The organism is Paenibacillus sp. FSL R5-0517 (assembly GCF_037974355.1).
In the GTDB taxonomy this organism is placed as follows: Bacteria; Bacillota; Bacilli; order Paenibacillales; family Paenibacillaceae; genus Paenibacillus.
On sequence record NZ_CP150235.1, the window covers coordinates 1,380,875 to 1,396,545 of the forward strand.

The window sequence follows — 15,671 nt, forward strand, 5'->3', positions numbered from 1 at the left end:
GCATTTTAATAATCCAGAAGCCGTCCGTGATCATGCCACTGACCGTACATTTTATTTTCCTTCGTATTGGTTAAGAATTTATCCAATCTGCTCTGGAATAAGGCGGGTTGATCTTTAACACTTTGAATCGTGTCGATTCGAACGTTTCGATACAGGGCAGGAAAGGCCAGAAAATTCACATAAACCTGATGGTCCTCCTGCAACCTTTGTTCGATCACACCATCCATAATGAAAGCATTTGGGTCCATAACAGGTAGTACCTGTCTACCCTCGTCATGCATAAGGCCTAACTTTTCAAGACGGCGGACACGTTCCTTATTCAATTCAGTCCAAGAGCTGCGTTTGCTTCGTGGAGATAATCTCTGTGCTAATTGAGTCTCGGATATTTTCTTTTTGACCCCATCGATCCAGCCAAAGCACAACGCTTCCTCAACCACGTCCAAATACAGCAGAGTATCCGGAGTGGGTTTCAAGCTAACCATGACCCAGCAAGATTTCTGGACTTTTCCATGCTCCTGCAACCAACTTCTCAATTCTTCCCTCGATGTCACGGGGATACAATGTACATTTTCCATCGCATCGTTGTCTATACTTGAGCCGGTTCTTGATACCAGAAGAGAGAATAGTCGTTCATGACGGAAGCATGCCCCAATTGACGGAGCATGGTAGACACATTACCTCGGTGGTAGGTCCCGTGATTGACCAGATGAAATACCATTTCCAATAAGCGGGTTTCGCGGACGCCGGCAAATGGATTATCGAGCAGTACGGTGTGTTCCAGATTGGTTTGGCCTTGGAGCCATTCGCTATATTGTGCCGACAGATCGGCAAACATTTGCATGTACTCATCTATTGAACCATGAATTTCACCATTGAGAGGCATGCATGCCTGGAGTGCCTCGGGCATACCGGTGCCCGTTAACACCAGATACCACATCTTATCCACTGCATAGATATGGCTGAGAGCATGGGCGATGGTTGGAAATGAACTGTTCACTTCCTGACTTAGTACAGAAGAGGGGAGTTCTTTAATTCTGTTCAGGATGGTTTGATTAGCCCATGCGTTGTAGTTATACATTTGTTCCGGATGATTCATGAATGATCGTCTCCTTTAATTTGGCGAGGAATGTGGTTACTTACTAAAATGATTATAAAAAAAGAAGTATGACAACAGCGTGTCATACTTCTTCATAGAGTTTAAGTGCGTCTCGAAGCTGTTCTTTCAGAATACCACGTAATTCAATCGGTTCAAGCACCTCAGCGCCACTTCCCAAACTAAGCAGAAACGACCATAACCACTTGGCTTGTAACGGTTGATGAACCGAGATGCGCATCGTCATACTGCCATCCTCGTGAAATTGCTTATCTGCCTGTTGAAAATGATCCATGGCTTCTGCTAGCGCTTCCGGGTTCACTCGAAATACCACATCACTTACTTGATCTTGCCAGGATGGATCGGACACAACCTCCGCCTGAGGAAGTTCAAGATGTGGTTGAAAGTGTTCCGATGTCAGGGCCACATTCATCATCCGGGACAGTCGGAACTCGCGATAATCCTGCCGTGTCTGGCAAAATCCATATACATACCAATTACGGTATTTGAACTGGAGTCTTACCGGCTCCAGATGGCGAGGGGTATGTTCATTTTTCGTATTGATGTAGTCAAAACGCACAACCTGATGCTTCGTAATCCCTGTACGCAGATGAGGAAGGGCATCAGGCTCCGTTCGGCGAGTCTCCAGATCCACAGATAGACTTGAGGTCTGATGCTCCGGTCCAATCGTTTGCAGACGTTCAATTGTGCCCTGTGCACGTGCATCCTCAAAGACCGTGGAGAGACTGCTAAGAACCGTAATCAGAGAATCGACATCATATGAACCAAGCAAGCTTTTATCCATTTTATATCCGTCCATCATGCCGTAGCCGCCCTTGAGTCCCTGATGGGAAATGACGGGGAAGCCGGCTGCACAGATTACATCAATATCCCGATAGATCGTTCTCGGGGACACCTGAAACTCTTCTGCCAAGGTGGAAGCAGACAACACTTCGTGGTTCAGCAGTTTGTATATGATTGAGATTAATCGCTCCAATTTCAAGAAATATCCCCGCCCGTTATTCCATTTTGTCATTACAGGCCTATATTATATCACGACATGATGAACACAATGGATGAATACAAAGGGTTCGTAAAAGTCATATCATCCAGTGGGTTTATTCCAGTTCGGTTGAATAAGTTCTTAGCCGAGATGAAAAAAAGAGTGCTGGATAGCACCCTTTTCGAAGACAGATTGTTGTTGTTGTATGGAACAGTTATTTTAGAAGTTTGGTTGAGCTATTAATCCAACGTTTAGAGTAGAGTGGGCTCTACTCTTCCTGCACGTTATAGAGAACCCGAGCGAGCAGATTCTGTCCGTAGTTACCAAAGTTTTTACCAAAGATCGTTAAGCCCCGTTTGTTCAAAGGTCCGTCCGTAACCGCAATGCGGAAGTGAATATCGCTCTTGTAATCCAACCCAATCTGGTCCAGCGTTACGTCCGAGATGCGGCATCCGTCGATATAGCTGCCCTCTTGCGTAATCCGGATCAGCTTCAGCATGCCGTACTGATTCAAGTGGGGAGGCCACCATTCCGGGTTAAAGGTACCGCGTGTATTGCCGAAATCGCCTGGACTCGTCCAGCAGCCAATCTCAATACCATTGATGTAGAAATAGATATCCGAAGGGTAATTGTCGCAAAAACCAGGTGCCTCCGACCCCAGCTCCATGGATAGCTGAATTTCGCTAAACAACTGATTGGGCTTGAGGTAGTTGGGGATACGATACTCCAAGTAACCTTCAGCCAGCCAGATCATCTCCGCATCAATTCGCAGTGGATCAGCAAAGTAACGCGGATCATCGAACTCCCCAACAATGCTGTCCCGGGTAGCAAGGCCGCATGTAGGTGCAGCTTGATAATCGCTGTAGTGGCCTACCTGAATTTCAACCTCGTATCGATTATTTATTTCCTGTGAACGCAGATCAACCATCAATTTTTCCTCATTGAGATAACATATCTTCTGAATGCCATGTTTGCCAACGGCGGTATTGATCTCGATCAATCCGCTCTCCTCAAGCTTTTTAATATGCATTGTGATAGCGCCATTGCTCAGCCCCAGTTTGGTTGCGAGATCATTGAGATTAAGACTTTGGTTCTTGGCCAGTAGCTCGATGATCTGAATCCGGATTTCTGAACTGAGCGCTTTGAAGATATTCACACCCGACATCAGATCTTTAATATAAATCATAGGTGGATTCCTTTCCCCGTTCTGAACAAAGTCTCTTTTCAATGCAGACATTTGCACATTTATATGTTTTATTTCAGATAATTATAAATCATTCCCTCATGGAAGGGAAGGGCAGAGAAATAGAAGCCAAAACCCTTCTGTATAGCGCAAATATGAAAATGTAATCCACTTTTTGTTCACTATTACGGTTAAAATAAGTGTTAATCAGTTCATGTATATTTGAAATATACCATTGAAATGTAATGTAACCGCTTTTATAATCCTATTATACCTAAATTGATTCAATACATCATGAACCAAATTAACCATTTGAAAGGTGGAGTTAGGTTTGGATAAGTTGAAGACGGTGCAAAAGTTCAAAAGGAAACGTTGGGCATTACCCGCATTGCTTGTCTTAGTATTGCTGCTTGCAGGTCAATCACGGGCTTTTGCAGCATTTTGGAATCTGACCGGAGATATCGCTGTTCATGATCCATCGATTATCAAAGAGGGCAGTTCCTGGTACACTTTCTCAACGGGGCCGGGCATTCAGGTATTGAAATCGGATAATGGATCGTCCTGGTATCGGGTTCCGCAAATCTTCCTGAGTAAGCCATCCTGGTGGGCTTCTGCGGTTCCGGGGCAGAGTGGATTGGATGTATGGGCACCGGACGTAGAGCAGTATAACGGAAAAGTGTGGCTCTATTATTCAATCTCCACCTTTGGTTCTAATCGGTCTGCGATTGGTCTCGCGTCCGCGAACAGTATCGGTGCAGGGCAATGGAAGGACGAAGGGATGGTGCTTCAGACAACGACCGCCAATAATTATAATGCGATTGATCCGAATCTGGTCATTGATGCTTCAGGCAATCCATGGCTGGCATTCGGTTCTTTCTGGAGCGGTTTGAAGATTGTCAAGCTGGACAAAAATACGATGAAACCGACAGGCAGCATAACATCCATTGCTGCGCGCCCGAATAACGGAGGTGCTATTGAAGGACCAAGTGTTGTATACCGTGGCGGCTATTATTACCTGTTTGCCTCCATCGATTCTTGCTGCCAAGGAGTGAACAGTACCTACAAAATGGTCTATGGACGTTCGACCAGCATAACAGGCCCTTATGTGGACAAAAACGGAGTCAATATGTTGAATGGGGGCGGTACGATATTGGATACAGGCAATGTGAAATGGAAAGGTCCAGGTGGTCAGGACGTGTACAACGGTAATGTCATCGCAAGACATGCCTATGATGCAGAGGATAATGGCAATCCGAAATTGCTGATTAATGACTTGCTTTGGGATGCCAGTGGCTGGCCTATGTATTGATTTATTTTATATAAATATAAAATGTTTTATAAAAGTGTTGACTAAAGTGATCTGGATTTGATAAATTTAACAACAGAAATCTTATTTCATCCAATTGAATACGGTTACAAGTCCAGATCAGGAGGGGTTCAGATGGTAAAGAAAAAGAATTGGGTCACATTTATGCTTCTAATGCTAGTAAGTGCACTGGTACTTGCGGGCTGCGGAGGAGGAAGTAGCGCTTCAAATGGGGACAAGGAGTTAACGTTTATGTTCCGCGGTGGTACGGACGAGCAGAAAGCATACCAGGCGGTGGTCAAGAAATTCGAAGAAGATCATCCGGGTGTGAAAGTCAAAATCATTGTAACGGCTGCGGATCAATATGCAACCAAGCTGAGAGCGGCAATTACAGGCAACAGCTTGCCTGATGTATTCTACATCAATCCGGGCGATGTGAAAGCGTATGTGAACAGTAATGTACTGATGAATCTTACACCGTATGTTGAAAATAACCCGGATGTTGATCTGGATAATATCTGGAAATACGGTGTGGACTTGTACCGTTATGATGGCCAAATGTCAGGACAAGGCGACATCTACGGTATGCCGAAGGATCTGGGGCCATTTGCACTGGGATACAACAAAACTTTGTTTGAAAAAGAAGGCATTCCCTTCCCTGACAAGGATAAACCATATACATGGGAAGAGTTCATTAAAGTAAACCAGCAAGCGACCAAGGATACTAATGGGGACGGAAAACCCGATGTGTATGGTACTGGCTTCAACGTACAGTGGGCACTGCAATCCTTTGTATGGAGCAATGGCGGCGATTGGTTGGATGAGACTAAAACAAAAGTAACGATTGATGATCCGAAATTCGCGGAAGCGCTGCAATTCTTCGCGGATATGCAAAACAAATACAAAATCACACCTTCCATTGAGGAAGCGCAAACATTGGATACGTACCAACGCTGGATGAAAGGTGAGATGGCTTTCTTCCCTGTTGGACCATGGGATATGAGTACATTTGAGAAACTGCCTTTCGATTATGATTTGCTGCCATTCCCTGCGGGATCTACTGGAAAATCGGCAACGTGGATTGGATCTCTCGGAATCGGGGTATCCGCGAAAACGAAACATCCGGAAGAAGCTACTGCATTGGTGAACTACCTTACGGCTTCGAAGGAAGGCATGCAGCAACTGGTGGATGCCAAGGTACAGATTCCAAACTTGCTTGATATGGCAGACGAGTGGGCCAAAGATACATCCACGAAACCAGCCAATAAACAGGAATTCATTGATATCGTTGAGGATTACGGTCGGGCTCTGCCAGGCAATTACACATACAATGCGGAGTGGTATGACCTGTTCTTCACGGACATCCAGCCGGTATTGGATGGCAAGATTACAGCCGCAGACTATGTGAAGCAGCAACAGCCGAAAATGCAGAAGCTGCTCGATAAAGCAGTTGAACAAGAAAAGAAATCACAGAAATAGTAGATAGGTAGAGCGATGCCGGCAGAGTGCAATCATGCTGCTGGCATCATTCGTGTTGGAATTTGTGGAGTTCCATACGGGCATGTGGCATTCGTTGATCGGCAAGGTTCAATCGAAGAATGCCACATGCTGATACTAGAAACAGGGGTGAACGCCGTGATTACGAAATCGAGTTTGTATCGCAAAGAGATGCTGTACGGATATCTGTTTATTTTACCTCCGATTCTTGGATTGCTGATCTTTGTCATGTTCCCGTTCCTCTACTCCCTATATGGTTCCTTTACGGATTGGGACGGACTGGGACAGATGAATTTTATTGGTCTGGCCAACTTCAAGGATTTGCTCACGGATGACCTCTTTTACAAAGCGATGTTTAACACATTTTTCCTGATGCTTGGTATCCCGATTGGTCTGTTGTTGGCGCTATTGCTGGCAATGGGGCTGAATCGTAAAATCCCGGGCACAACGACATTCCGAGTGATCTACTACATTCCGGTTATTTCCTCACTCGCTGCCGTGTCCATCATGTGGAACTGGGCGTACAACGGAGATTACGGTCTGGTGAACCAGTTCCTTGACCTGTTTGGGATTAAAGGCCCTAACTGGCTCGCGAACAAAGATACGGTCAAACCCGCTCTGATTATTATGACGGTGTGGAAAGGCTTGGGATACACGATGTTATTGTACCTGGCAGCACTGCAAAGTGTATCACGTACATATTACGAGGCGGCAGAGCTGGATGGAGCGAATGGATTCCAAATCTTCCGCAATATCACCTGGCCGATGGTGAAGCCGGTTACCTTTTTCCTGATCGTTACGAATATCATTGGCGGTTCCCAGATATTCACCGAGATGAACATTATGACACCTACGGGTGGTCCTGAATATTCTTCGGCATCAATCGTCTTCTACATCTGGCAGAAGGCCTTCAGTAACTTGCAGATGGGTTATGCCTCAGCGATGGCCATGATTCTGGGTATTTTCATTTTTGTCATTACCCTTGTGCAATTCAAAATGAACGAAAAATCAGCCTATGATGGGGATTGATTGTCAAGGAAAGGAGTGAACCGGAGATGTCTTACAGTCAAAAGAGGAAGTTAACGAATTCGATCATTTTTATCGTACTCGCGATTGGTGCAATTGCGATGATTGCACCACTGATCTGGATGTTGTCCACGTCATTGAAGGAGAAGCAGGATGTGTTCGCGCTTCCGCCTGTATGGATACCTGAAGTATTCCAGTTTGGAAAGTATAAAGAAATCTGGGAAGCAGGGCCGCTGCTCAGCGGGATCAAAAACAGCCTCATCGTTGCGGTGAGTGTAACGGTGGTGGGTACGTTTACGTCCAGTATCGCTGCCTTTGCTTTTGCCAAATTAAGATTCCCGCACAAAAATAAATTGTTCCTCGCATTGCTGGCATCCATGATGATTCCTTATCCGACCGTCATGATCCCGCAATTCATCATGTTTGCGAAGCTGGGCTGGGTGGATACGCTGCTTCCACTGATCGTTCCAGGCCTTTTCGGTAACGTCATCATGATTTTCTTCCTGCGCCAATATCTACTTAGTGTGCCTGATGCGATTATTGAGGCAGCCAAAATCGATGGAAGCTCCTATTTCCGGCTGTACTCCAGCATTACGTTTCCACTGATCAAACCGGCGATCGCTGCACAGTTGATTCTCTGGTTCATGGGCATCTGGAATGATTATCTGGCACCAATTATCTATCTGAACTCACCGGAGAAGCAGACGTTACAGCTCGTTATAGCGAATTTCAATGCCACGTATGCGATTCAAACCGATTACCCACTTATTATGGCGGCGTCCATCGTAGCTCTGTTACCAGTGTTGATCATCTTCCTGATCTTCCAAAAACAGATTATTGAATCGGTTGCCATCTCGGGAGTGAAGGGATGAATCAGCGGAAGAACTTCCGAGGGTGGACATTTTCGAAGAGAGGGGTTGTTGCTTCCATGTTGCTGTTGTTGATTACTGGGGCTACGGGATGTGCTGGAGAAGGGGCTGGAGAAACGGTGTCCCGTCCGGTCTTTCCTGAAGCTCCTCAAGATACCCAACTGTATGATACCTCCATATTGGATGACGAGTCCCGTTGGACAGTAAACAATGCACATGATCCGGCCATTATCAAAACAGACCAGGGTTACTACGTCTATTCCACAGACGTTCGTGTAGCGGGAGAACCGAAACCCGGCGTCATGGTACGCAAATCGGATGATCTGATCCACTGGACATGGGTAGGCCAGGCTCTGCCAGGCATTCCCCAAGAAGCGCTGGATTGGACAGGTGCAGTGAACCTGTGGGCGCCGGATGTGATTCAGGTTGATGACACCTATCGGATGTACTATTCGGCATCCAGTTTCGGTAGTACCCAGTCGGCCATTGGTTTGCAGACAGCTAAGTCCCCGGAAGGCCCATGGACAGATGAAGGGCTGGTTGTGAAAACCCTTGCGAATGAACAGGATAAACTGAATGCCATTGATGCCAATCCCATTGTGGATGCCGAGGGCAATTCGTGGATGGTATATGGTTCGTTTTTTGATGGCATCTATATTGCCCCACTCGACCCGGATACCGGAAAGTTCAAGGACGAGGGTTATGGTACCCGCATTGCTGCACGGGATCGTGCAACCGAAGAAGGTGCAGTCGAAGGTCCATACATTGTGTATAACCCGGAGTTCAAAAAGTACTATTTGTTCGTCTCCTATGATTCCTTATTCGAGGACTATAACGTGCGGGTTGCGCGTGCCGATTCAATCACAGGACCGTACACGGACATGAATGGCATGAACATGCTGGATACAGAACATCTGCCTCAATATGAGATCGGCACCAAAATTCTGGGGGGTTATCGCTTCACAGAAGGTGAGGGCTGGGTAGCGCCCGGACATAACTCTGTTCTCAAGGACGGAGACGATTATTATATCGTGCATCATGCACGGGGCGAGACGGATAAAAACTGGCCCTATCTGCATGTACGCAAAATGGTATGGACGAAGGATGGCTGGCCTGTGGTTTCACCTGAACGGTACGCCGGTGAGACTGCCCAGGATATTCCGAAATCCATGATTGCCGGGGAGTGGGAAGGCATGGCGCTTGATCCGTCCGTGGACGGGCAGATTCAGGCAGTGCCTTATACCCTAACAAGCAACGGTAAAATTAAAAGCGAAAATGGTTCTGGAACCTGGACATTTGATGGCCAACAAACATTGACACTGACGTGGAAAGAAAGCCCATGGGGCGGAGCTTCCATAGAAGAGCTGAAGCTGCTCCCGTCCTGGGACTGGGAGCGAAGCCAGCCTACGCTGGTGTTAACAGGCCTCGATGATCGCGGCGTAGCGGTCTGGGGCAAGCAGATTAGCGCAGCGGAGGAGTAAGGCGGGAAGCAACGCGTAACCCGCGAGCGCGATAAGAGCGAGCTGCTGAACCAAAGGTGCACAAGCAGTGAGGGGGAGGAAGGAGTCGCAGGAGCGAGTTTGGCATCCGATTTCAACCGCCAGGAGCGGTGGAAAAAGAAATCGGAGGACAAGAGAGCACCAAGGCCCTCCCACCCCTGAACGTCCGCAGTGTATTCCAAATATTCCCTGTTAAGGCGCGCTAACGCACAAGACATTGCTGCTAATAAACATTCAAGATGCATTTATACTGGCCAATGTCTGAGGCCAATCAAGTACTTAAATATGGGGGAGTTGACCCTGCGAAGCGGTCAACCCCATTAGACCGAGCCAATATAAGGCTCGAGTGAGGTTGTAACCCAGCGAGCGCGATAAGAGCGAGCTGCTGAACCAAAGGTGCACAAGCAGTGAGGGGGAGGAAGGAGCCGCAGGAGCGAGTTTGGCATCCGATTTCAACCGCCAGGAGCGGTGGAAATCGGAGGACAAGAGAGCGCCAAGGCCCTCCCACCCCCGAACGCCCGCTGTGCACCAAAGCTGGCCTATAGCTCTGCGGCCAGCTCTGTATACATGGGGAGAGTTGACCCAGCGAAGCGGTCAACCCCATTAGACCGAGCCAATATAAGGCTCGAAGTGAGGTTGTAACCCAGCGAGCGCGGTAAGAGCGAGCTACTGAACCAAAGGTGCACAAGCAGTGAGGGGGAGGAAGGAGTCGCAGGAGCGAGTTTGGCATCCGATTTCAACCGCCAGGAGCGGTGGGAAAAGAAATCGGAGGACAAGAGAGCACCAAGGCCCTCCCACCCCTGAACGTCCGCTGTGCACCATGTCTTGCCTGTTCTTTTCACGTATGCGTTACATCCTCAACTCCGAGCCATCACACACACATTTGAAAGGGGAGCATTCCCATGACAGATTCCATTACCTTTACTAATCCCATTCTGGAGCAGCGTGCTGATCCGTGGGTGTACCGTCATACAGACGGCTACTATTATTTTTCCGCTTCCGTACCAGCCTTTGACCGGATCGAGATCCGGAGAGCAGAGACGTTGGAAGAGTTAAGAGATGCTGAGCCGGTAACGGCTTGGACCAAGCGTGACACGGGGCCGATGAGTGCCAACATTTGGGCACCGGAGATTCATTTTATCGATGGCAAATGGTACATACATTACGCTGCGGCTCATACCAGTGAGACCAACGAAGGTCTGTTTGATCACCGGATGTATGTGCTGGAGAACGATTCTACGAATCCACTCGAAGGGGAGTGGGTAGAAAAGGGACAGATCTATACACGCTGGGAATCATTTGCGCTGGATGCAACGACCTTTGAACATAAGGGAATCCGCTATCTGGTCTGGGCACAGAAAGATCCCGATATCGTGGGTAACTCGAACCTCTACATTGCCGAAATGGAAAACCCATGGACGCTACGCGGCGAACAGGTCATGATCTCTACGCCGGAGTATGATTGGGAAATCATCGGCTTTAAAGTGAATGAAGGCCCTGCGGTGATGCATCGCAATGGACGGTTATTTATTGGATACTCGGCGAGCGCGACCGACTACAATTATTGTATGGGTTTGCTCACCGCAGATGAAGATGCCAACCTGCTTGATCCGGCGAGTTGGGTGAAGTCACCCAAGCCGGTGTTCCAGACCTGTGAAGCGAACGGACAGTACGGTCCAGGTCATAACAGCTTTACTGTATCACCAGATGGCAAGACGGATATCTTGATCTATCATGCGCGTAATTACAAAGATATCGAGGGCGATCCATTGTATGATCCAAACCGTCACGCCCGTGCTCAAGTGATTGGCTGGCGTGAAGATGGCACACCTGATTTTGGTGTTCCGGTACCGGATGGAAAAACAGTAGCAGAAACGAAATAAGATGTAGTATGTCTTTTCAATACGAGAGCCCTTGGTTAGCGAGTGATGCTGATTTAAGGGCTCTTTTGTATGGAAAACGATAGGAAAGAGCGGTATGGGTGTCAATGTGTTGGATATAAAACAAAGCAACCACAACGATGATTTCTGCGTATGAGAAAGATACAGATTACGATGCACAACCTATTAGGAGGATTATATATGGATTCACGCGAAACCTTGGACCAGGAACTGGAACAGATTTTGAAATGGGAAAAACAACAGAAGGACTTGTTTATATGGGATAAAATTGGGCGTTTGCCCTTTGCGATGTTGGATAAAGTGATGCCTAAAGCGTTAAAACAGAAAATTGGAGATTCCCTGAATGACGTTGGGCAGTATGTCCAGCATGGGGGAAAGTTCCTCGTACAGAAGAAAAAAGTAGCTAAGCTGCTGCAAGAGGAAGCCGAGAAGTCCGGTTATTCCATGATAGATACGACCTATCGTTTGGAGCAGGAAGCTGAAACCGAGGGCACAACGAAGATTCATAGTGTGGAAAAGTTGCCGCTTCAAGTGTTGGACCAGGTGGCTGATAACATTACCGAGAGTCGAACCAAATTTGCTGCGGCACAGGGTGCAGCTACAGGTTTTGGTGGCATTGTAACTATTGCAGCAGATATTCCGATGGTGATGGGACTTTCCCTGAAGGTGCTTCAGGAGATGGCGCTATGTTACGGCTATGATCCAGATGAACCGCTGGAGCGCATCTTTATTGTGAAATGTCTGCAATTCTCATCCGCTGATATCGTAGGCAAGAAAGCGATCATTGAAGAACTCGCCGCATACGACGACCCGGACAAGCCGATTGAAGTGGTATCGCAGATGCAGGGCTGGCGAGAAGTTTTTAATTCCTATAGTGAATCCTTTGGCTGGAAGAAGCTGTTCCAGCTCATTCCAATTGCCGGCATGGTGTTTGGATCAGTGAGCAACAAAAATACGATCCGGGATGTAGCGGAGGCAGGCAAAATGCTGTACAAAAAACGTCTGATCCTTCAGCGTTTGAAGTAATATTAGAGAAAACGTACTAAACGTAATATTACAGAAGAATACTATATAGGTTCGATTTAACATTTACACAATAACGGAGAGGACAGAAAGAACCTGAAGAAGCGAAGCTTGCGCCTGTATTCCCGGATTTCCCCCTTTAGAAGAGGGATCAAAAAATCTGGGAATAACAGCGATCGGAAGGTTGTTCTGTCATCGGAGTGTCCGTGTAAATATTCTTTATATGAAGCTATATAGCGTGTCTGACAACTCCAAAGAAGCTGATTTTCCACATTTTCGTTCCATGAAGGAAGTTTTCCAAAGGCGTGCTAGGGCACATAAATGGAAAATGACGCAGCATATCATCCGATAAAAAATACGGTGATGGTATTTCTTGAGTTTGAAGATGTGAAGGAACTGCATACAGCCCGGGTTAACAGCGTTGTGATGTGAGACATGAGTGATATGGTTGAGGATCATTACGAGAAAATCTAAATATAACAAAAAGGGTTCCTGCCGAACTGTAAATACAGAGTTGGCGGAACTCCTTTTGTTGTTATGGTTTAAATTGTTAATTTAGACTTCAAATGTAGTGATTAAAGTGAAGTCTAACGAACTCAGCAGACGTTATTTGGCGATGTTTAACTCATCCTGATTTCTAAAGAATCTCAGACACGTTATTTACTCATTTCACACGCACATCCCAAGGTTCTCAGCCGTTTTCTCGGGAATAGCGTTACTCAGATTCATTAGATTACGAAATATGTGATATTCGTTCAAATAAGGGCTATCAGGTTCTTTAGCACAGCTAACGTCTTATAAGGGCGATGCTGCCACGCAAGGATTGGATTTAATATAGAATGAAAAGTGGACACCTATTGATGTAATTTTTACTCTTCGCTACCGTTTTCTTTGGCCCAGATATTCAGCAATTTATCGGATGGAAGCAGGAATGTGAAGATCCCTAGCAGGGGCAGGAAGCTGCACATTTGCATCACGGGTGATACACCGAAAACGTCAATCCAGTTCCCTAGCACGAGTGCACCCAGCCCCCCCATACCAAATGCCAGACCTGTGATCAGACCGGAAACCGTTCCGATTTTGCCTGGAATCAGCATTTGTGCATATACCACCGTAACCGAGAAGCTGGATAACATGATAAAACCAATAATGGTTAGCAGTACACCTGTCCAGAACAGATTCGCATAAGGTAACAACAGAGCAAGTGGAGCAGCTCCGGCCATGGACAGGAAGATCAGATTACGTTTGCCGAACCGATCCGCAAGAGGTCCTCCGAAGAACGTACCGAGTGCTCCTGCAGCCAGGAACAGGAAGATATAGATCTGTGCGTCCTCTGTGGACAATCCAAAGGTATCTTTCAGATTAAACGCGTAGAAGCTGCCAATGGAAGCGATATACCAGGAACGAACAAAGACGAGCAAGATCAATAGCGTAATGGCGGCAGTGATCTTTTTGCGCAATGCTGGATTGGGTGCACGCCGGGCAGCAGCTTGTCTACGCAGATATCCACCCGATTGCAGCATGCGTCCATACCAACGGGCGATGTAGATCTGAACGGCGATTCCCATGGCGGCAATGCCTGTAAATCCAATAGCACCGAACAATCCAAACGGGATAAAGATCCAGCGTGTAAGCAATGGGGCAAGAGACTGCCCCGCGTTACCGCCCACTTGGAAGATGGACTGTGCCAGTCCACGGCGCTGACCGGCAGCCATATGGGATACCCGCGAACCTTCCGGGTGGAAAGCGGCAGAACCCAGACCGACAAAGATAACGGATATCAGGACAGCCATATAACTGTCAGCAAAGGCCAACAGCAACATGCCTGTAAATGTAAAACCCATACCGATGGGTAGAATGGACGGCGTTGGTTTTTTATCAGCAAACCAGCCTACGACAGGCTGCATAATGGATGCGGTAAAGTTGATCGCAAAAGAAATCCATCCGATCTGAGTATACGTGAGGTGCATCGAGTCTTTCAGAATCGGGAAAATAGCTGGAATGACCGACTGGATCGAATCATTGAACAGATGAACCAGACTGATCGCAATAAGTATCCGGTAAACGGTGCTTTGTGCATCCAATCCGGGTGGGGCTTTCGAACGCGCTGCGGCGTCCTTGGATAATGAGGTTTGTGTAGACATGTACAATTCTCCTTTGGTCGCGGTCACGAGGGATCAGCGCCTGATGTTGTATTCTATGCGTGTAAGCATATTGTTACATAATAGGATAGATTGATTGGACCGACAAGGGGAACAAGAGAAAACGTACATTTACAAAAGAAATGTATTACTTTAGACTTCATAATAATAAATTCCATATTTTAGAATGAAAAGGAAAGGGGAGGGATGGCATTGAAATCCTTATCGCCTTATGAATCAGCTCGACGTGAACTGGTAATGACCATTGTATATATGGCTGTAATCACGTTTCAGGCTCTCTATGTTGCACCGAAATCTCTATCTGCTGCTATCGTCATATTTATCATTTTTCAATCGATTGGTGTTCTGATGTTGAGACATTACGTTAAAAAAGTCAAAGAACTGAAGGAAGATCAATCTACTTGAAATTGACTCCAAACTTAGGATTGAGACACGGAGGTTCTACAGGTTTATACTAAAAAGCCGAACTTCTTCAGATGGAAGAGTTCGGCTTTTGGCATTCAATGATTCTATTTTATAGAGATTGCATGAACCAGACTACTTTAACGATTATCAATCGTCTCTGGATACATATCATGATTCATCATGCGGTGGTCGGCCATCTGCTCGTACTTCGTTCCCGGCTTACCATAGTTTGTATAAGGGTCAATGGAAATACCACCGCGCGGTGTGAATTTGCCCCATACTTCAATGTAGCGCGGGTCCATCAGCTTGATCAGGTCGTTCATGATGATATTCACACAATCCTCGTGGAAGTCACCATGGTTGCGGAAGCTGAACAGGTACAGCTTGAGTGATTTGCTCTCGACCATTTTGATATCAGGAATGTAGCTAATATAGATCGTTGCAAAGTCTGGCTGCCCCGTAATCGGGCACAGGCTGGTGAACTCCGGGCAGTTGAATTTAACAAAATAATCACGGTACGGATGTTTGTTATCAAAGCTCTCCAGAATGCCCGGATCGTACTCAAACGTATATTTTACGTTCTGGTTGCCTAGCAACGTCACATCTTGCATCTCATCAGGTTGTCTCATCGGTTATTAAGCGCTCCTTGTTTCCGTCAAAGCCCGAAGCTTCGCGGTATATATGAATAGGCCGTCTTCAATCTT

General features: G+C 46.7%; 14 protein-coding genes. 8 read left to right on the forward strand and 6 right to left on the reverse strand.

Going from position 1 to position 15,671, the window contains the following annotated elements:
* Positions 1 to 5: 5 nt before the first annotated feature.
* The 4 genes from MKX40_RS06000 to MKX40_RS06015 form a co-directional block, all read right to left on the reverse strand.
* The gene (locus tag MKX40_RS06000; protein WP_339240174.1) at positions 6 to 575 is read right to left on the reverse strand and encodes a YdeI/OmpD-associated family protein; all 570 of its coding nucleotides are present in this window, start codon (positions 573 to 575) and stop codon (positions 6 to 8) included.
* A gap of 11 nt (positions 576 to 586) precedes the next feature.
* Positions 587 to 1,096 (reverse strand): DinB family protein, encoded by a 510-nt coding sequence (locus MKX40_RS06005; protein WP_339240176.1) that lies wholly within the window; start codon positions 1,094 to 1,096, stop codon positions 587 to 589.
* A gap of 82 nt (positions 1,097 to 1,178) precedes the next feature.
* The gene (locus MKX40_RS06010) at positions 1,179 to 2,096 is read right to left on the reverse strand and encodes a YafY family protein (protein WP_339240178.1); all 918 of its coding nucleotides are present in this window, start codon (positions 2,094 to 2,096) and stop codon (positions 1,179 to 1,181) included.
* 268 nt (positions 2,097 to 2,364) lie between these two features.
* Positions 2,365 to 3,282, reverse strand: coding sequence for a winged helix-turn-helix transcriptional regulator (locus MKX40_RS06015; protein WP_339240179.1), 918 nt, complete (start codon positions 3,280 to 3,282; stop codon positions 2,365 to 2,367).
* Between the two features lie 385 nt (positions 3,283 to 3,667).
* Here MKX40_RS06015 and MKX40_RS06020 point away from each other — a divergent pair, with 385 nt between their 5' ends.
* The 7 genes from MKX40_RS06020 (at position 3,668) to MKX40_RS06050 (ending at position 12,403) form a co-directional block, all read left to right on the forward strand.
* Entirely contained in the window at positions 3,668 to 4,588 is a 921-nt protein-coding gene (locus tag MKX40_RS06020; protein ID WP_339242941.1) for a glycoside hydrolase family 43 protein, read from the forward strand.
* 132 nt (positions 4,589 to 4,720) lie between these two features.
* Entirely contained in the window at positions 4,721 to 6,064 is a 1,344-nt protein-coding gene (locus MKX40_RS06025; protein WP_339240182.1) for a sugar ABC transporter substrate-binding protein, read from the forward strand.
* Between the two features lie 156 nt (positions 6,065 to 6,220).
* Complete coding sequence (locus MKX40_RS06030) at positions 6,221 to 7,111, forward strand: sugar ABC transporter permease (RefSeq protein WP_036611613.1); 891 nt, start codon at positions 6,221 to 6,223, stop codon at positions 7,109 to 7,111.
* 26 nt (positions 7,112 to 7,137) lie between these two features.
* Positions 7,138 to 7,980: a carbohydrate ABC transporter permease gene (locus MKX40_RS06035; RefSeq protein ID WP_036611483.1), complete on the forward strand. Its 843-nt coding sequence runs from the start codon at positions 7,138 to 7,140 to the stop codon at positions 7,978 to 7,980.
* Between the two features lie 56 nt (positions 7,981 to 8,036).
* Positions 8,037 to 9,458: an arabinan endo-1,5-alpha-L-arabinosidase gene (locus MKX40_RS06040; RefSeq protein ID WP_339242943.1), complete on the forward strand. Its 1,422-nt coding sequence runs from the start codon at positions 8,037 to 8,039 to the stop codon at positions 9,456 to 9,458.
* 920 nt (positions 9,459 to 10,378) lie between these two features.
* Positions 10,379 to 11,359: a family 43 glycosylhydrolase gene (locus tag MKX40_RS06045; protein WP_339240184.1), complete on the forward strand. Its 981-nt coding sequence runs from the start codon at positions 10,379 to 10,381 to the stop codon at positions 11,357 to 11,359.
* Positions 11,360 to 11,557: 198 nt separating this feature from the next.
* Entirely contained in the window at positions 11,558 to 12,403 is an 846-nt protein-coding gene (locus MKX40_RS06050; RefSeq protein WP_339240186.1) for an EcsC family protein, read from the forward strand.
* Positions 12,404 to 13,269: 866 nt separating this feature from the next.
* Here the strand turns inward: MKX40_RS06050 and MKX40_RS06055 are convergent.
* On the reverse strand, positions 13,270 to 14,544 hold the full coding sequence (locus MKX40_RS06055; RefSeq protein WP_339240187.1) for an MFS transporter: 1,275 nt from the start codon (positions 14,542 to 14,544) through the stop codon (positions 13,270 to 13,272).
* A gap of 210 nt (positions 14,545 to 14,754) precedes the next feature.
* On the opposite strand from MKX40_RS06055, the gene MKX40_RS06060 reads away from it, so the two are divergent.
* On the forward strand, positions 14,755 to 14,967 hold the full coding sequence (locus tag MKX40_RS06060) for a hypothetical protein (protein ID WP_339240188.1): 213 nt from the start codon (positions 14,755 to 14,757) through the stop codon (positions 14,965 to 14,967).
* 137 nt (positions 14,968 to 15,104) lie between these two features.
* Here the strand turns inward: MKX40_RS06060 and queF are convergent, their stop codons facing one another.
* Positions 15,105 to 15,596, reverse strand: a complete 492-nt coding sequence (gene queF / locus MKX40_RS06065) for a preQ(1) synthase (RefSeq protein ID WP_017690202.1) — start codon at positions 15,594 to 15,596, stop codon at positions 15,105 to 15,107.
* Positions 15,597 to 15,671 lie beyond the last annotated feature (75 nt).

Coding starts and splice junctions, on each gene's coding strand:
- MKX40_RS06000 (WP_339240174.1), bottom strand. CDS start 575: ATGGAAAATGTACATTGTATCCCCGTGACATCGAGGGAAGAATTGAGA.
- MKX40_RS06005 (WP_339240176.1), bottom strand. CDS start 1,096: ATGAATCATCCGGAACAAATGTATAACTACAACGCATGGGCTAATCAA.
- MKX40_RS06015 (WP_339240179.1), bottom strand. CDS start 3,282: ATGATTTATATTAAAGATCTGATGTCGGGTGTGAATATCTTCAAAGCG.
- MKX40_RS06025 (WP_339240182.1), top strand. CDS start 4,721: ATGGTAAAGAAAAAGAATTGGGTCACATTTATGCTTCTAATGCTAGTA.
- MKX40_RS06035 (WP_036611483.1), top strand. CDS start 7,138: ATGTCTTACAGTCAAAAGAGGAAGTTAACGAATTCGATCATTTTTATC.
- MKX40_RS06040 (WP_339242943.1), top strand. CDS start 8,037: ATGTTGCTGTTGTTGATTACTGGGGCTACGGGATGTGCTGGAGAAGGG.
- MKX40_RS06045 (WP_339240184.1), top strand. CDS start 10,379: ATGACAGATTCCATTACCTTTACTAATCCCATTCTGGAGCAGCGTGCT.
- MKX40_RS06050 (WP_339240186.1), top strand. CDS start 11,558: ATGGATTCACGCGAAACCTTGGACCAGGAACTGGAACAGATTTTGAAA.
- MKX40_RS06055 (WP_339240187.1), bottom strand. CDS start 14,544: ATGTCTACACAAACCTCATTATCCAAGGACGCCGCAGCGCGTTCGAAA.
- queF (WP_017690202.1), bottom strand. CDS start 15,596: ATGAGACAACCTGATGAGATGCAAGATGTGACGTTGCTAGGCAACCAG.